The sequence below is a fragment of the Lentzea sp. NPDC037011 genome (assembly GCF_055607425.1).
The window spans coordinates 24,348-39,334 of record NZ_JBVJRT010000011.1 but is presented as its reverse complement, the minus strand read 5'-3'; the positions used below and the strand labels follow the sequence as shown (position 1 = coordinate 39,334).

14 protein-coding genes, 2 tRNA genes and 1 other RNA gene are annotated in these 14,987 nt (G+C 68.5%); 6 read left to right on the top strand and 11 right to left on the bottom strand.

Annotated elements, in window-relative coordinates:
- Positions 1 to 123: 123 nt before the first annotated feature.
- Positions 124 to 496, bottom strand: a transfer-messenger RNA (tmRNA) gene (gene ssrA / locus ACZ7CH_RS30540).
- A 121-nt stretch (positions 497 to 617) separates the two neighbouring features.
- Between ssrA and ACZ7CH_RS30535 the strand changes: the two genes are divergently transcribed.
- On the top strand, positions 618 to 1,856 hold the full coding sequence (locus tag ACZ7CH_RS30535) for a sensor histidine kinase (protein WP_470375640.1): 1,239 nt from the start codon (positions 618 to 620) through the stop codon (positions 1,854 to 1,856).
- On the top strand, positions 1,844 to 2,485 hold the full coding sequence (locus tag ACZ7CH_RS30530; protein ID WP_360397896.1) for a response regulator transcription factor: 642 nt from the start codon (positions 1,844 to 1,846) through the stop codon (positions 2,483 to 2,485). The genes ACZ7CH_RS30535 and ACZ7CH_RS30530 overlap by 13 nt, the downstream gene beginning before the upstream one ends.
- A gap of 73 nt (positions 2,486 to 2,558) precedes the next feature.
- On the opposite strand, the gene smpB is transcribed toward ACZ7CH_RS30530, so the two are convergent.
- From smpB to ACZ7CH_RS30505, 5 genes are all read right to left on the bottom strand, one after another.
- Positions 2,559 to 3,035, bottom strand: a complete 477-nt coding sequence (gene smpB, locus ACZ7CH_RS30525) for an SsrA-binding protein SmpB (protein WP_360397894.1) — start codon at positions 3,033 to 3,035, stop codon at positions 2,559 to 2,561.
- A 30-nt stretch (positions 3,036 to 3,065) separates the two neighbouring features.
- Positions 3,066 to 3,968, bottom strand: coding sequence for a permease-like cell division protein FtsX (gene ftsX, locus ACZ7CH_RS30520; RefSeq protein ID WP_360397892.1), 903 nt, complete (start codon positions 3,966 to 3,968; stop codon positions 3,066 to 3,068).
- A 40-nt stretch (positions 3,969 to 4,008) separates the two neighbouring features.
- Complete coding sequence (gene ftsE / locus ACZ7CH_RS30515; RefSeq protein WP_030470385.1) at positions 4,009 to 4,698, bottom strand: cell division ATP-binding protein FtsE; 690 nt, start codon at positions 4,696 to 4,698, stop codon at positions 4,009 to 4,011.
- Between the two features lie 185 nt (positions 4,699 to 4,883).
- The gene (gene prfB, locus ACZ7CH_RS30510; RefSeq protein ID WP_360397890.1) at positions 4,884 to 5,987 is read right to left on the bottom strand and encodes a peptide chain release factor 2; all 1,104 of its coding nucleotides are present in this window, start codon (positions 5,985 to 5,987) and stop codon (positions 4,884 to 4,886) included.
- A 118-nt stretch (positions 5,988 to 6,105) separates the two neighbouring features.
- The gene (locus ACZ7CH_RS30505) at positions 6,106 to 6,606 is read right to left on the bottom strand and encodes a PadR family transcriptional regulator (RefSeq protein ID WP_360401364.1); all 501 of its coding nucleotides are present in this window, start codon (positions 6,604 to 6,606) and stop codon (positions 6,106 to 6,108) included.
- 340 nt (positions 6,607 to 6,946) lie between these two features.
- Here ACZ7CH_RS30505 and ACZ7CH_RS30500 point away from each other — a divergent pair, with 340 nt between their 5' ends.
- On the top strand, positions 6,947 to 7,207 hold the full coding sequence (locus ACZ7CH_RS30500) for a hypothetical protein (protein WP_360401367.1): 261 nt from the start codon (positions 6,947 to 6,949) through the stop codon (positions 7,205 to 7,207).
- Positions 7,208 to 7,291: 84 nt separating this feature from the next.
- Here ACZ7CH_RS30500 and ACZ7CH_RS30495 read toward each other — a convergent pair.
- The 3 genes from ACZ7CH_RS30495 to ACZ7CH_RS30485 all read right to left on the bottom strand — a co-directional run bounded on the left by ACZ7CH_RS30495 (position 7,292) and on the right by ACZ7CH_RS30485 (position 10,801).
- A tRNA-Met gene (locus tag ACZ7CH_RS30495) sits at positions 7,292 to 7,365 on the bottom strand.
- Between the two features lie 294 nt (positions 7,366 to 7,659).
- A tRNA-Met gene (locus ACZ7CH_RS30490) sits at positions 7,660 to 7,733 on the bottom strand.
- 53 nt (positions 7,734 to 7,786) lie between these two features.
- Entirely contained in the window at positions 7,787 to 10,801 is a 3,015-nt protein-coding gene (locus ACZ7CH_RS30485; protein WP_470375515.1) for a UPF0182 family protein, read from the bottom strand.
- A 94-nt stretch (positions 10,802 to 10,895) separates the two neighbouring features.
- Between ACZ7CH_RS30485 and ACZ7CH_RS30480 the strand changes: the two genes are divergently transcribed.
- Positions 10,896 to 11,435: a PPA1309 family protein gene (locus tag ACZ7CH_RS30480; protein ID WP_458434226.1), complete on the top strand. Its 540-nt coding sequence runs from the start codon at positions 10,896 to 10,898 to the stop codon at positions 11,433 to 11,435.
- A gap of 104 nt (positions 11,436 to 11,539) precedes the next feature.
- Here ACZ7CH_RS30480 and ACZ7CH_RS30475 read toward each other — a convergent pair whose 3' ends face one another.
- Complete coding sequence (locus ACZ7CH_RS30475; RefSeq protein WP_470375514.1) at positions 11,540 to 12,619, bottom strand: YlbL family protein; 1,080 nt, start codon at positions 12,617 to 12,619, stop codon at positions 11,540 to 11,542.
- Between the two features lie 44 nt (positions 12,620 to 12,663).
- Between ACZ7CH_RS30475 and ACZ7CH_RS30470 the strand changes: the two genes are divergently transcribed.
- Positions 12,664 to 14,007 (top strand): zinc-dependent metalloprotease, encoded by a 1,344-nt coding sequence (locus tag ACZ7CH_RS30470; RefSeq protein ID WP_458434227.1) that lies wholly within the window; start codon positions 12,664 to 12,666, stop codon positions 14,005 to 14,007.
- A 73-nt stretch (positions 14,008 to 14,080) separates the two neighbouring features.
- Here the strand turns inward: ACZ7CH_RS30470 and ACZ7CH_RS30465 are convergent, their stop codons facing one another.
- Positions 14,081 to 14,608: a M48 family metallopeptidase gene (locus ACZ7CH_RS30465; RefSeq protein WP_360401378.1), complete on the bottom strand. Its 528-nt coding sequence runs from the start codon at positions 14,606 to 14,608 to the stop codon at positions 14,081 to 14,083.
- A gap of 195 nt (positions 14,609 to 14,803) precedes the next feature.
- Here ACZ7CH_RS30465 and ACZ7CH_RS30460 point away from each other — a divergent pair, with 195 nt between their 5' ends.
- On the top strand, positions 14,804 to 14,959 hold the full coding sequence (locus ACZ7CH_RS30460) for a DUF5679 domain-containing protein (RefSeq protein WP_360401381.1): 156 nt from the start codon (positions 14,804 to 14,806) through the stop codon (positions 14,957 to 14,959).
- The last annotated feature ends 28 nt before the right edge of the window (positions 14,960 to 14,987 follow it).

Here is a 14,987-nt window from a genome sequence, read left to right as displayed (position 1 = left end):
ATGGCACTCGGGGTGTGCGTGAGGGCGCTCAGCGCCCGAACTGCTCGGGGGTCTGGGGGTCGCCCCCCAGATGAACACCCGGAACGAGAAACGACGAGTGCTCTCCACGAGCACTCGCCGTCCGAGTGGAGGTGCCGGGAATCGAACCCGGGTCCTGTGGCGGTTCATCAGGGCTTCTCCGTGCGCAGTCCGCTCTGCCTCTGCTTGACCCCATCAGTCACGCGGACGAGCTGATGTGACGGGCCCAGTCGCTGTGAGTTTCCCGAACAGTCCCCGCGACCGGGACTGCAGGTAAGCCCTCTAGCTGATGCCGGACTCTAGGCCGAAGGCACTCCTAGGCCGACAGCGTTGCTACTCGCCTCAGGCGGCGAGAGCGAACGCGCGCTTGTCGTTAGACGTGGCGCTTATTGGTTTGCGATGACGCTTGCGGTGGTCTCTCGCCTGCACCGGCACGCTTCCCCTGAATCAACGTCCACAGTCGAAACCGTTCACCCCCTCGTCGTGGTGCACCTAGCATAACGGCCGCTGCCACCGAGTTCTTCCCGAGGCAGGTAGGGCTGTCCCCACCACCGGCTGACTGGTTGGCCGCATGGTCCCTGACCAGCGACAACGACAACATGGACGTCATGAGGAAACCGAACGCGCTCGCAGCCGGGTTCTACCTGCTGACCAACCTGGTGACCGGCATCTTCTGGTTCACCCTCACCGTCGTGCTCACGGTCGTCGGGTTCTCCCTGTCCGTGCTGTGGGTGGGCCTGCCGATCCTCTGGCTCGCGATGCAGGCGGTGCGGGCCGGCGCGACGGTGGAACGGGCGTGGGTCGGTGCGGCGCTGCGCACGGACATCCCGGTGCCCTACCGGGCCCGGCAGCCGGGCACGCTGTGGCAGCGGTGGAAGGCCCAGTTCACCGACCCCGCCACCTGGCGCGACTTCGGTTACCTGCTGCTCCTGCTGCCGGTGGGGGTCCTGGAGTTCGGCGCGGTCCTCACGCTCTGGACGGTCGTGGCGGCGTTGGCCGCGGTGCCGTTCTGGATCAGCTACGCGCCGTTCGCGGTCGTCGTCGGCGAGCTCTGGACCATCGACTCGTTCGCCTCGGCGTTGCCGATCGCGGTGCTCGGGCTGGTGTTGGTCCCGTTCGCGGTCATGGGCACGAAGGCGCTCGGCGCGCTGCACGGCCGGTTCGCCCGCGCCATGCTCGGGCCGACCCGTGCCGACGAGCTGGCGGTCGAGGCGGAACGGCTGCAGTCGAGCCGGGCGCGCGGGGTCGAGGCGGCCGAGGCGGAGCGCCGGCGCATCGAACGCGACCTGCACGACGGCGCGCAGCAGCGGCTCGTGGCCGTGGCGATGGGGCTGGGCCGGGCGAAGTCGAAGCTGGACAGCGACCCGGAGGGCGCGGCCGAGCTGATCGCGGAGGCGCACGCGGACGCCAAGCTCGCCATCAAGGAGCTGCGGGACCTGGCACGCGGCATCTACCCGTCGGTGCTCGGCGACCGCGGTCTCGACGCGGCGCTGTCCGCGCTGGCCGCCCGCGTGCCGATCGAGGTGGACCTGCAGGTGGACGTCGACCCGCGGCCGCCGACGGCGGTGGAGAGCGCCGCGTACTTCACCGTCGGCGAGGCGCTCACCAACATCACCAAGCACTCCACCGGCACCAGGGCGACCGTGCGGGTCAACCGGATCGACACGGGCGTGCTGGTCGAGGTCACCGACAACGGTCAGGGCGGTGCGGAGCTGAAGGCGGGTGGCGGGCTCGCCGGGCTCGCGGACCGGGCTGCGACCATCGACGGTGTGGTTGTCGTCGTCAGCCCCGCTGGAGGGCCGACCGTGATTCGAGCGGAGTTGCCGTGCGCGTGGTGATCGCCGAGGACTCGGTGCTGCTGAGGGAGGGCGTGCAGCGGCTGCTCGCCGACGAGGGCATCGACACCGTGGCGGCGGTGGAGAACGGGACCGACCTGCTGGACGCCGTGACCGAGCACCGGCCCGACCTGTGCGTGGTGGACGTCCGCATGCCGCCGACGTTCACCGACGAGGGGCTGCGCGCGGCCATCGAGTGCCGCCGCCGCCACCCCGGGCTGCCGGTGCTGGTGCTGTCGCAGTACGTGGAGGAGCGCTACGCCGTCGAGCTCCTCGCGGGCGGTGCGAGCGGGGTCGGCTACCTGCTGAAGGAACGGGTGGCCGACGTGAAGGAGTTCGTCGACGCGGTGCGGCGGGTCGCCGACGGCGGCACGAGCATCGACCACGAGGTGATCACGCAGCTCATGGTGCGCAGCAAGAAGAGCCCGGTCGACTCGTTGACTCCGCGCGAACGCGAGGTGCTCGGCCTGATGGCGCAGGGCCTGTCGAACACGGCCATCGCCGGCACGCTCGTGGTGTCCGACGGCGCGGTGGAGAAGCACGTCGGCAACATCTTCGCGAAGCTCGGCCTGGAACCGTCGAACTCCGAGCACCGGCGGGTCCGCGCCGTCCTCGCCTACCTCGACAGCTGAGGCGAACGCCGGAACGCCCGGCTCCCGCGGTGCGGTGGGCCGGGCGTTCTCGTCGGTGCGGTGCTGGACGGCGTCAGTAGCGGCCCTTCAACGCCCGCCCGTGCGCCCGTGCGATCTCACGGTTCGCGTCGCGCTTGGCGATGTCCTGGCGCTTGTCGTAGGACTTCTTGCCCTTGGCGAGGGCGAGCTCGACCTTGACGTAGCCGTCCTTGAAGTACATCTGCAACGGGACGAGCGACAGACCGGACTCCTTGGTCTTGCCGATCAGCCGTTCGATCTCGTGCTTGTGCAGCAGGAGCTTCCGCTTGCGCCGGACCTCGTGGTTCGTCCAGGTGCCCGCGACGTACTCCGGGATGTGCAGCGCGTGCAGCCAGATCTCGCCGTCGTCGACCTGGGCGAAGGCGTCCACGAGGGACGCCCGTCCCATGCGCAGGCTCTTCACCTCGGTGCCGACGAGCTGAATGCCCGCCTCGTAGGTGTCCAGAATGGCCCAGTCGTGCCGAGCCTTGCGGTTCGACGCGATGACCTTCTGCCCGCGTTCCTTGACCATGGCGACAACTCTACGTGGTCGGTAAAACTCTTAAAGCCGCACGTAGAGCCGCAGCGTGACGTAGCCGGTCGTGGCCGAGATGAGGATCGCGACCAGGAACAGCCACGGCGAGACTATGAGGATGTCCAGGTAGCCGACCGGCGGGATGATGCCCGACTCGGTGAGGTTGCGGGTGATGCGGTCGAGGAAGAACGCCTTGAACAGCACCAGGCCGGCGACCGCGGTGACCGCGCCGATGATGCCCGCGACGACCGCCTCGATGAGGAACGGCAGCTGCGTGTACCAGCGGGTCGCGCCGACCAGGCGCATGATGCCGACCTCGACGCGGCGGGTGAACGCCGACACCTGGATGGTGTTCGAGATCAGCAGCAGTGCCGCGAACGCCTGGATGAGCGCCAGGATCAGCGCCACGTCGCGGAAGCCGTTGAGGCCGTCGAAGAACCGCTCCAGGAACTTGCCCTGGTCGTCGACGCCCTTCACGCCCGGCTTGCCCTCGAAGGCGTTCTTGATGACCTCGGTGCGTTCCGGGTCTTCGAGCTTCACCCGGAACGTGGCCGGGATGGCCTCCGGCCGGGCGAGCTTGAGCAGCTCCGGCTGGGCCTCGAAGATCTGCTTGAAGCGCTCGAAGCCCTCGTCGCGGTTCTGGTACACCACGGACTCGACGCCGGAGGTCTGGTCGAGCTGGGACCTCAGCCCCGCGCACGGCTGCTGGGTGCAGTCCTTGTCGTTGGCGCTGACGTCGTTGGTCAGCAGGACCGAGACCTCGAGCTTGCCCGCGTAGTTGGCCTGCATCTTGTCGACCATGCGGACGACGAGCAGGCCACCGCCGAGCAGCCCGAGCGAGATGGCGGTCGTGAGGATCATCGCGATCGTCATCGTGACGTTCCGGCGAAGTCCGGTGACGACCTCGCTGAACACGAAGCTGGTACGCATCGGGGGCGGGGTTCCTTGGGGGGTCGGGGATTAGGAGCGCTTAGCGGCCGACGCCGTAAACGCCGCGCGCGTCATCACGGACGACCTTGCCGTACGACAGCTCCACGACCCGGCGGCGCATCGAGTCGACGATGCCGTGGTCGTGGGTGGCCATGATGACGGTCGTGCCGGTGCGGTTGATCCGCTCCAGCAGCAACATGATGTCCTGGCTCGTGTCGGGGTCCAGGTTTCCGGTGGGCTCGTCGGCGATCAGCACCAGCGGGCGGTTCACGAACGCGCGGGCGATCGCGACGCGCTGCTGCTCACCACCGGAGAGCTCGGTGGGGAACCGGTCCTCCTTGCCGTCGAGGCCGACCAGCTGCAGCACCTCGGGCACCACCTTGACGATGGTGTTGCGGGGCTTGCCGATGACCTCGAGGGCGAACGCGACGTTCTCGGCGACCGTCTTCGTCGGCAGCAGGCGGAAGTCCTGGAACACGCAGCCGATGGACTGGCGCAGGCGGGGGACCCTGCGCCGCGACATCTTGGCGACGTCGAAGTTGGAGACGTAGACGCGTCCCCTGGTCGGCACCTCTTCGCGCAGCAGCAGGCGCAGGAACGTCGACTTGCCGGACCCGGAGGGCCCGATCAGGAAGACGAACTCGCCCTTCTCCATCTCGACGGACACGTCGTCGAGCGCGGGACGCGTGGAGGTCTTGTAGACCTTGGAAACGTGTTCGAGACGAATCACGAGGCGCGAGTCTACCCATGGCCGCGGTAAAGCCCCCGTTCCGGTTAACTTCCAGCCCCGGAAAGGCGGTTCTCCTCCCCCACACGGCGTGGTCGGTTCAGCACAACCGGTGGACGAAAGGGCACGTTCGGACCATCGGACGGCCCGGACGTGCCCTTCGCCTCAGCTCACACCGCGGCTGCGGCTCACGCTTGCTGGGACTGCTTGCGCCAGCGGATGCCGGCTTCGAGGAAGTCGTCGATCTCACCGTCGAGCACCGCGGACGGGTTGCCGACCTCGTGGTTGTTCCGCAGGTCCTTGACCATCTGGTACGGGTGCAGCACGTAGGAGCGCATCTGGTTGCCCCAGCTGGAGCCGGAGTCCTTGAGCGCGTCCATCTTCGCCTGCTCCTCCTGGCGGCGCCGTTCGAGCAGCTTCGCCTGCAGGACGTTCATGGCCGTGGCCTTGTTCTGCAGCTGCGAGCGCTCGTTCTGGCAGGACACGACGATGCCGGTCGGGATGTGCGTGAGGCGCACCGCCGAGTCGGTCGTGTTGACGCCCTGGCCACCGGGGCCGGACGAGCGGTACACGTCGACGCGCAGGTCCTTCTCGTCGATCTCGACGTGGTCGGTCTGCTCGACGACGGGCACGACCTCGACGCCGGCGAACGACGTCTGGCGGCGGCCCTGGTTGTCGAACGGCGAGATGCGCACGAGGCGGTGGGTGCCCTGCTCGACGCTCAGCGTGCCGTAGGCGTAGGGGGCGGTGACGCGGAAGGTGGCGGACTTGATGCCGGCCTCTTCCGCGTAGGAGGTGTCGAAGACCTCGACGCCGTAGTTGTGCCGCTCGGCCCAGCGGGAGTACATGCGCAGGAGCATCTCGGCGAAGTCGGCGGCATCGACGCCACCGGCTTCGGCGCGGATGGTGACCAGCGCGTTGCGCTCGTCGTACTCGCCGGAGAGCAGTGTGCGCACCTCGAGGCTCGCGATCTCGTCGCGCAGCTTCGCCCTGTCGGTGTCCGCGTCGGCGGCGGCGTCCGCGTCCTCGGCCTCCTCCGCGAGCTCGTAGAGCAGCGGCAGGTCGTCGAGGCGTTCCCGCAGGCCGGTGATGCGGCGCAGCTCACCCTGCTTGTGCGAGAGCTGGCTGGTGACCTTCTGCGCCTTCTCCTGGTCGTCCCAGAGGTCGGGGCGGGCTGCCTGCTCCTCCAGATCCGCGACCTGGGCACGCAGGGCATCGAGGTCCATCACCGCCTCGATGCTGCTCAGGGTGGCGGAGAGGTCCTTGATGTCTGCTTCGACGTCCGGATTCACAGCAGAAGATTACGCCAATACCGGTCACCAGCAGCGACCGGCCGTGGAACTGGTGCAGGTAGTGGCGTCTGCAAGTACCACCGACCCGTTGTCGGTGGTACTTGCAGACGCCCCGACCTCAGCCCGTGGGGATCGCGTCCAGGAACTTGAGGACGGCCTTCGCGTGGGCCAGGCCGAACTCGGCCACCGCCTTCGCGTAGGGGTCCTCCGCGGTCTTGGCGGCGCTGCGGGCGCTCTCCTGCTCGGCCCCGTACGTGGTGCGCGCCGTGGCGACCAGCGACTCGCGCTGCTTCGCCGTCAACGAGCCGGCGTGCACGAGGCGCAGGATCAGCGGGCTGCGCAGGTGGTCGGGGCCGGGCTCGGACAGCAGCCAGTTCTTGAAGGCCTTCTTGCCCGCCGCGGTGAGCACGTACTGCTGGCTGGAGCGCGGCCCTTGCTTGCCGAGTCGCAGCAGGCCCTGGTCGGCCAGCGCGGGCAGCTCGCGGTACACCTGGCTGCGGGTGACGCTGAAGAACGCTCCGAAGCGCTCCCCGGCCTCCGCAACCAACTGGCCACCGGTCTTGGGTCCGTCGTGCAGCAGCCCGAGCAGGGCGGCTGCGGTCGCATTCAGGTCTGACACAACGACAACGTTCCCACGTCCGGGGGAGGCTGTCCACAATGGTCAGCCGTTCTGTCCACTGTGGCTGATCACCGGGCTAGTCCGATGGGCCATGCGGAGCAACGAAAAGTCTCGCTGAGTAAGCGGCAGTTTTGGCGCCTCACGCGTTTGGCCGCTTGACCGTCCGTGTCCATCCCGGATGGAAAAAGCCTTTCGCACAAGCGAAACTTCCCCGGCCTCACCCGATCGGCGGCACTGCTCTCACCGGCCGAAGCCACCCGAATGGACGGACGTGGGCTGCCGTCGCACGACCCGGTGATGTCGGCTCCGGGGTCTTTCCTCCGGCGGGAAGCCTGGAAAAATGATCATCGCCCTCAGCGGGCGTCAGCGGCTGGACAGCGGAGGTCGGGGAACCATGGGCATGAAGATGAAGTGGCTGGACCACAAGAAGGTCGCCATGCACACGCGTGCGTGGGTGACGGGTGGGATCCCGGAGCAGGCGGGCAAGGACGAGTGCATGGTGTGCGGGAAGCAGATCCGCAAGCACCGCACGGTGAGCGGCGAGGGCCGGATCTGTTCCAGCATGCTGTGCGCCCAGTACTGGGCGGAGAACATGACCTGAACCGCCCGGCCCGCTCGGCCGGATCAACTTGCTCGGAAATACGAAGAAGGCCCGGAGTCCTAGGACTCCGGGCCTTCCATCTAGTAGCGGGGACAGGATTTGAACCTGCGACCTCTGGGTTATGAGCCCAGCGAGCTACCGAGCTGCTCCACCCCGCGCCGCTTCTAGCTTGTCTTGCTGTCTTGCTGTTGTAGGTAGAACTCTACACCCTCGAAAAACCCCTTTTCCACCACCCCCCTCTAACCGCATTTCCCCAGCTCAGCCCCAGTGTCGGCCCATCCCGGCTCAATCCCGACTCAATCCTGGTCCCGCGCCCACCTTCTCAAGGCGCCGCCTCGGGGTTCGGGGGTCCGGGGGCGAAGCCCTCCGGGTGGGATTTGGGGGCTTCGCCCCCAATGAAAATACGAAAAAGCCCTGTCTGCGTCCTCCGCAGACAGGGCTCTCCCACTTTGTAGCGGGGACAGGATTTGAACCTGCGACCTCTGGGTTATGAGCCCAGCGAGCTACCGAGCTGCTCCACCCCGCGTCGGTATGAACAGAACCATACGCGGGGTGGAGCGGGGAATGCAAATCGGGTGGTCAGCCGGACGGTGTGGGGCTGGGCACAACCGAGGACTGGCCGGTGGGCGGCGGTGAGGCCGACCCGGTGCTGTACTGCTTGAACCTCTTCGAGGCGTCGTCGAGGCGCTGGTAGGCCTGGCCTAGCTCGGCGAAGTTGCTGTTCTGCTGCGCCCGCTTGATGTCGGCGAGCGCCGCGTCGATGTCGTTGACCGCCTTCTGCAGCTCCGGGCTGAACGTTCCGCCGGTGTTGCCGGGTGTGGTCGGCGTCGGCGGCGGCGTGGAGGTCTGGCCGTTGCCGTTGTTGTTGTCGCTCGGCGGCGGCACCACGGCCCCCGCCCCGCTGAGGACCTGTTCGAGCGCCTCGTTGAGCGTGGACGCGTAGCCGACCCGGTCGCCGTACCAGACGAGGACCTTCGACAGCTGCGGGAACGACGTGTTGTTCGACGCGCGTTCGATGTAGACGGGTTCGACGTAGAGCAGCGCGCCGCCGACCGGGAGGGTCAGCAGGTTGCCGTAGACGACGGTCGTCTTCTGCTGGGTGAGCAGGTTGAGCTCGCGGCTGACGTTGTCCGAGGTGAGGAACTGCGTCTGGATCTGCTGCGGGCCCTTGGCGTCGGTGTTGAGCTGCAACACGCTGATCTTGCCGTAGTTGTCGGGGTCGGAGGACGCCGAGACGTAGGCGGCCATGAACTCCCGGTTCTCGCGCACGAGCGGGCTGGTCAGCTGGAAGCTGACCTTGCTCTGGTTGGCCGGGTCACCGGCCAGCACGTAGAACGGCGGCTGGGCGTCGCGGCGTTTCTTCGCCTCGGCCTGCTGGGCGTCGGCGGAGGTCACGTTGTCGATCGTGGGGTCCTGCGCCGGCGCCCAGTAGGAGACACCGGAGTAGAAGTCCGACGGCGACGAGACGTGGTACTTCGACAGGATCTGCCGCTGCACCTTGAACAGGTCCTCGGGGTAGCGGAAGTGCTCGCGCAGCTCCGGCTTGATGTCGCCGGCGGGCTTGACCGTGCCGGGGAAGACGCCCATCCACGCCTTGAGGACGGGGTCCTTCTCGTCGATCGCGTACAGCGACACCGTGCCGTCGTAGGCGTCCACAGTGGCCTTGACCGAGTTGCGGATGTAGTTGACGGGCTTGTTGACCTGCGAGATCACCACACCGTCCGCTGTGAGCGAGTCGTTGGTGGCGTCACCCAGCGGCGTGCGCTGCGCGTACGGGTAGTTCTCCAGCGTGGTGTAGCCGTCGACGATCCAGGTGATGCGGCCGTTGATGACGGCGGGGTACGGGTCGCTGTCGACGGTCAGCCACGGCGCGACGGCCTGCACGCGGTCACGCGGCGTGCGCTTGAACAGGATCTTCGACTCGTCGGCGATCGACTGGTTGAAGAGGATGTTCCGCTCGCCGTAGTAGGCCGCGAACGCGAGCTTGTTGAACAGGCTGCCGATGGGCACGCCGCCGCTGCCGGTGTAGGTGTAGGACTTGGCATCGGTGTCGTACTCGGCCGCGGAACCGGCGGGCCGGCCGCCGACGATCGAGTAGTCGTTCGTGCCGAACAGCTCGCCGTAGTACGTGCGCGGCTGGTCGACCTTGATGCCGTTGGCGACGTTGCCGACCTCGCCGTTGGGCTTGACCTCACCGGTCTTGAAGTCGGGGTAGCCGCCGTTGGACTGGTCGGCGATCTCGTTGACCTTGTTCGCCTCTGCGTAGACGAAGCCGTTGCCGTGGGTGTAGATGAGGTGCTGGTTGATCCAGTCGCGCTGGCCCTGCGGCAGGCTGTCGAGCTTCAGCTCGCGGACCGCCACGATGTAGTCGCGCAGCTTGCCGTCCACTGTGTACCGGTCGACGTCGAGCTTGCTCGGGAACCCGTAGAACGGCCGCAGCTGCTGGAACTGGGTGAACGTGCGGCCGAGGACCGCCGGGTCGAGCAGGCGGATGTTGCCGAGGGTGGCGGCGTCGTTGGTCTTGATCTGGTCGTTGGCGACGTTCTGCTTGCCCTCGTAGGGCTTCGTCTCGACCTTGTCGTCGGTCAGCCCGAAGGCCTGCCGGGTCGCCGCGATGTTGCGGGTGATCGACTCGGCCTCCTTCTGGATGGCGTTCGGCTTGACCGAGAACTGCTCCAGGACCGCGGGCCACGCCGCGCCGACCAGGACGCTGGACAGCACCAGCAGCACGGTCGCGATGGCGGGCAGCTGCACGTTGCGCATGAACGCGCCCGCGAAGAACGCCACGGCGCAGAACACGGCGATGCACAGCAGGATCAGCTTGGCCGGCAGGACCGCGTTGAGGTCGGTGTAGCTGGCGCCGACGAACTTCTCGTTCTCGTGCAGCAGCAGCTCGTACCGGTCGAAGAAGTACGCGACCGCCTTCAGCAGCACGAACGTGCCGGCGACCAGTGCCAGGTGCAGCCGCGCCGGACCCGAGAGCTGCCCGCCGCGACCGGCCAGCCGGATGCCGCCGAAGAGGTAGTGCGCGATCACCGCGCCGATGAACGACACGGCCGTGGTGATGAACAGCCACGACAGCAGCCACTCGTAGAACGGCAGCTGGAAGGCGTAGAAGCCGATGTCGTGGCCGAACTGCGGGTCGGTGATGCCGAACGGCTGACCGTTGAGGAACAGCTGGACCTGCTGCCACTCGGCCTGCGCCGACGCGCCCGCGATCAGCCCGACGAACACCGGGATGCCGATCGAGAACAACCGCATCCGCCGCATGACGACGGTGCGGTAGCGCGCCACCGGGTCGTCCGGCCCCGACACCGGGACGAACACCGGCCGCGCCCGGTAGGCGAGCCAGAGGTTCAGCCCGACGATGCCGCCGACCACGACCCCCACGGCCAGGAACAACCCCAGCCTGGTGAGCAGCACTGTGCTGTAGACGTTGCGGAATTGGACCTCGCCGAACCACAGCCAGTTCACGTAGGTGTCGAGCAGCCGCGATCCCGTGATGAGACCGAACAGGAGCACGACACCCACGATGAGCAGTATTCGGCTGCGCCGGGACAGTTTCGGCAGTCCGACCGGAGGCCGTGTGGCCACGAGGCACGCTCCTGGATCGCGGTAAATCGATACGTACGTTTAGTCCAACTCTACGGACGACGCCCTGGGTTCCCGTGAAGTGCGCCGTCTTACGATGACACGCGTGTCAGCGAGTGAAACGCCAGCGGTCGTCCTCCCGACGGTCGCCCGCGAGGTAGAAGAGTTCGTAGCGGCCGGCGGCTGGGAGCAGCCCCCGCAGCTCTTCGCCCTCGTGGCGACGTCCGACCTGATCGCCCAGCAGCCAGAGCTCCGCGCCCAGCTCGACCCGGCGGCCTCCCCGCTGACGCCGATCGCCCAGGACGCCCTCGAAGGCGACCTGGCCGACGCGCTCGCGGGCATCGAGTGGCCCCCGGCCGTCACCGGGTGCGCACTGGCCCAGGAGATCGTCGTCCTGCCCCCGGAAGCCGAGACCGAGCTGCACCACGGCGAGCTCGACGACGAGGCGGCCCGCAGGTTCGCGGCCGAGCACCCGTCCCGCCGCGAGGCGCGCCTGGTCGCGGCCGTTCTCAGGGACGGCACGGTCTCCTGCGTGCTGCGCCTGCGCGGCACGGTCGAGGTCCCCGAGGAGTTCGTCGAACACCCCGAGCTGGCCCCGAACCTCACCGACGCGCTGCTCGCCACGCTGCGGCCCTAGTCGTCACGCCTCCAGGCTGGCACAGCCCCGCCGTGTGATCACGGCGGGGCTGCGTTCGTGCTGTTCGCCCGTGGCTGAAACCGTCAGGTCAGCGGGCCCGCGGGTCAGCAGCCCGGCGTCGGCTGGCCCTTGTTCAGCGCCTCCAGCGACGAGACCGCGTCCTTCAGGTTCTCGACCTTGATCAGCGTGAGGCCCTCCGGCGCCTGCTGCTTGGCGTCCGTGCAGTTCTGGGCGGGCACGAGGAACGCGGTCGCCCCCGCCTCCTTCGCCGCCACCATCTTGAACGCGATGCCGCCGATGGGCTTCACCGCGCCGTCGCCCTGGATCTCGCCGGTGCCCGCGATGGCCTTGCCGCCGTTGAGCTCACCGGGGGTCAGCTTGTCGACGATCGCCAGCGCGAAGATCAGGCCGGCCGAGGGGCCGCCTACGTCCGACAGGCTGATCTTGATCTTGAACGGCACGTCGGCGCGGTCGACGGGCGAGATGCCGATGAAGCCGGACGGGCGGTCGTCGGGGCGCTGGCCGAGGGTGAGCTGGGTCGACTTCGAGGTGCCGTCCTGCTCGAAGGCGACCTCGATGCGGTCGCCCGGCTTGGTGTTCTCCAGCGCGGCGCTCACGTCGGCGGCGCTCTGCACCTGCTTGCCGTTCACCGCGATGATGCGGGCGCCGAGCGGGATGACGTTCTCCGCGGGGCTGCCCTTGGTGACCTGGTTCGCGACCACCTTGCCCGGATAGCCGAGGTAGTGCAGCGCGGCGACCTCGGCGGAGGTCTGCGACTCGCTGAACGCCTGCTCGTTGTCGCGCTGGACGTCCTCCTCGGTCTGGCCGGGCTTGATGAAGTCCTCCTTCGGCGCGAGGGCGTAGCGGCCGGACAGCCACAGGCCCAGCGCGCCGAAGAGCGACAGGTCGTTGGTGAGCGAGACCGTCGTCATCCGCAGGGTGCCCTGCGTGGGGAACGTGTTCTGGCCGTCGATGGACACGACGTCGGCGTCCTTGACCTTGCCGAGCACGTCGTAGGTGGGGCCGGGGCCCAGCGCGACGTACGGAACCTGGGCGAACCCGCCCGCTGTTCCGAGGATCGCCACGACCAGGAAGCTGGCGATCAGCGTCCACGTCCGGCGGGTCAGTCCGCGTTCCCTCGGCGGGGGCACGGGAGCGGGTGCGGTCGTGACGGTTTCACTCACGGCTGAACAGCGTACGACCATGTCGATCCGCGTACGGTAGAGGCATGAGTGACGTGCCGTTCGGGTTCAGCCCGCACAACCCCGACGACAAGGACGGGCAACCGGGGGACAACCCGTTCGACTTCAACCAGCTGGGCAACATGCTGAGCCAGCTGGGCGCGATGCTGAGCAGCGCAGGGACGTCGAGCGGGCCGGTGAACTACGACCTCGCGAAGCAGATCGCGTTCCAGCAGCTGTCCTCCTCGCAGACCACCGTCGGGTTCGCCGCCGACCAGTCGGGCGCGGTCACCGACGCCGTGCACCTGGCCGAGATGTGGCTCGACCCCGTCACCTCGCTGCCCGCGGGCACCCGCACCACGCAGGCGTGGACCGCCCGCGACTGGATTGAGCGCACCATCCCGACCTGGCAGCGGCTGTGCGACCCGGTCGCGCAGCGCATGTCCGGCGCGTGGGTCGAGGCGATGCCGGCCGAGGCCAAGCAGGCCGCGGGCCCGTTGCTGTCGATGCTCGGGCAGATGGGCGGCATGGCGTTCGGGTCCCAGCTCGGCAACGCACTGGCGCAGCTCGGCGCCGAGGTCCTCACCTCGACCGACGTCGGCCTGCCGCTCGGCCCCGAGGGCACGGCCGCGCTGCTGCCGGCGAACATCGAGAAGTTCACCGAGGGCCTGGAGCGCCCCGCCTCCGAGGTGATGGTGTTCCTCGCCGCCCGCGAGGCCGCGCACCAGCGCCTGTTCACGCACGTGCCGTGGCTGCGGCAGCGCCTGCTCGACACCGTCGAGGAGTTCGCCAAGGGCATCAAGGTCGACACGTCGGCGCTGGAGCAGCTCGCCGGCCAGATCGACCCGTCGAACCCGGCCTCCATCGAGGAGGCCATGGGCTCCGGTCTGCTCGAACCGCAGACGACCCCGGAGCAGAAGGCCGCGCTGAACCGGTTGGAGACCCTCCTCGCCCTCGTCGAGGGCTGGGTGGACGTCGTGGTCGACGCCGCTGTGGCCGACCGGCTGCCCGGTGCGCCCGCACTGCGCGAGACGCTGCGCCGCCGCCGTGCCTCCGGTGGCCCGGCCGAGCAGACGTTCGCCACACTCGTCGGCCTGGAGCTGCGGCCGCGGCGCCTGCGGGCCGCCTCCGCGCTGTGGAAGCTCGTCGGCGACCAGCACGGCGTCGAGGTCCGCGACGGCGTGTGGGAGCACGCCGAGCTGATCCCGACCACCGAGGACCTGGACGACCCGCTGGAGTTCGCCGAGCGGCTCGCCAACACCCGCAAGGCGCTCGAGGACCCGATCGCCGAGCTCGAGCGCACCATGCGCGCCGAGGACGGCGAGAAGGCCACCGAGGCGACCCCGGAGTCGGACGAGCCGCAGGACGGCGACAAGCCCAAGGACAGCTGAGCCCGAGGGCACCGGTCAGACGTGCGAAGCGCCCGGCGGGCACACCCCGCCGGGCGCTTCGCGTTGCTGAAGATCAGTCTTCCGAGAGGCCCAGTCCGGCCGCGGCCGAGATGCCCTCCAGGTAGCCCATGGCCCGCTCGGACTTCGGGTAGCGGTGCACCCACTCCCAGAAGTCCTTGCCGTGCCCTGGGACCAGCAGGTGCGCGAGCTCGTGCACCAGCACGTAGTCGAGCACCCACGGCGGCACGTCGCGCAACCGCTCGGACACGCGGATCGTGCCCTCGGTCGGTGTGCACGACGCCCACCTCGTGCGCATGGGCGGCACCCAGCGCACGCTCACCGGGTCGGCGAGCGAGTCCAGGTATCGCACCGACAGCTCGGCGCACCGCGCCATCAGCGCCTCGTCGGACGTCCGCGCAGGCGACTTCCTGCGCGTCTCACTGCGCTGGAGGCGGCTCAACATCTCCGCCACCCAGTGCTTCTCTTCCCCCTTGGTCATCCGTGCCGGCAGAAGGACGACGACGGTGTCGCCCTCCCGGTACGCGCTGACCATGCGGCGGCGCCGGGAGCTCCGCCGCACCTCCACCCGCGGTTCGGCCATGCAGTAACCGTAATCGGCGGCACCGACAATTTTGGGCCCCCAACCGGCCGCAGGCGGGCACCCGGCGGGTGAAGTTCCACCGAACGGCGGCTGGACACGCGCGAGATCGACATGCGCGGGATCACCGCCTCGCAGAGGTACCGTCGCGCCAAGGTCCCCGAGTGTGTCCGCACTCACAACTGCAAGGGAGGGGCTGTGGCCGAGAAGTACAACGGCTACTGCGTCAAGTGCCGGGAGAAGCGCGACTTCGACGGCAATGTCGAGGAGACCAACGGCCGGCGCATGGCGAAGGGCACCTGCCCTGTCTGCGGAACGAAGATGACGCGGATCCTCGGCAAGTCCAAGGTCTGACGTTTCCGCTGGCAGGGGGCACCGCCCC

Bases quoted from the DNA above. Each gene is read 5' to 3' on its own strand.
- ACZ7CH_RS30535 (WP_470375640.1), top strand. From the start codon at position 618: ATGGACGTCATGAGGAAACCGAACGCGCTCGCAGCCGGGTTCTACCTG.
- smpB (WP_360397894.1), bottom strand. From the start codon at position 3,035: ATGGTCAAGGAACGCGGGCAGAAGGTCATCGCGTCGAACCGCAAGGCT.
- ftsX (WP_360397892.1), bottom strand. From the start codon at position 3,968: ATGCGTACCAGCTTCGTGTTCAGCGAGGTCGTCACCGGACTTCGCCGG.
- ACZ7CH_RS30500 (WP_360401367.1), top strand. From the start codon at position 6,947: ATGATCATCGCCCTCAGCGGGCGTCAGCGGCTGGACAGCGGAGGTCGG.
- ACZ7CH_RS30480 (WP_458434226.1), top strand. From the start codon at position 10,896: ATGACACGCGTGTCAGCGAGTGAAACGCCAGCGGTCGTCCTCCCGACG.
- ACZ7CH_RS30470 (WP_458434227.1), top strand. From the start codon at position 12,664: ATGAGTGACGTGCCGTTCGGGTTCAGCCCGCACAACCCCGACGACAAG.
- ACZ7CH_RS30465 (WP_360401378.1), bottom strand. From the start codon at position 14,608: ATGGCCGAACCGCGGGTGGAGGTGCGGCGGAGCTCCCGGCGCCGCCGC.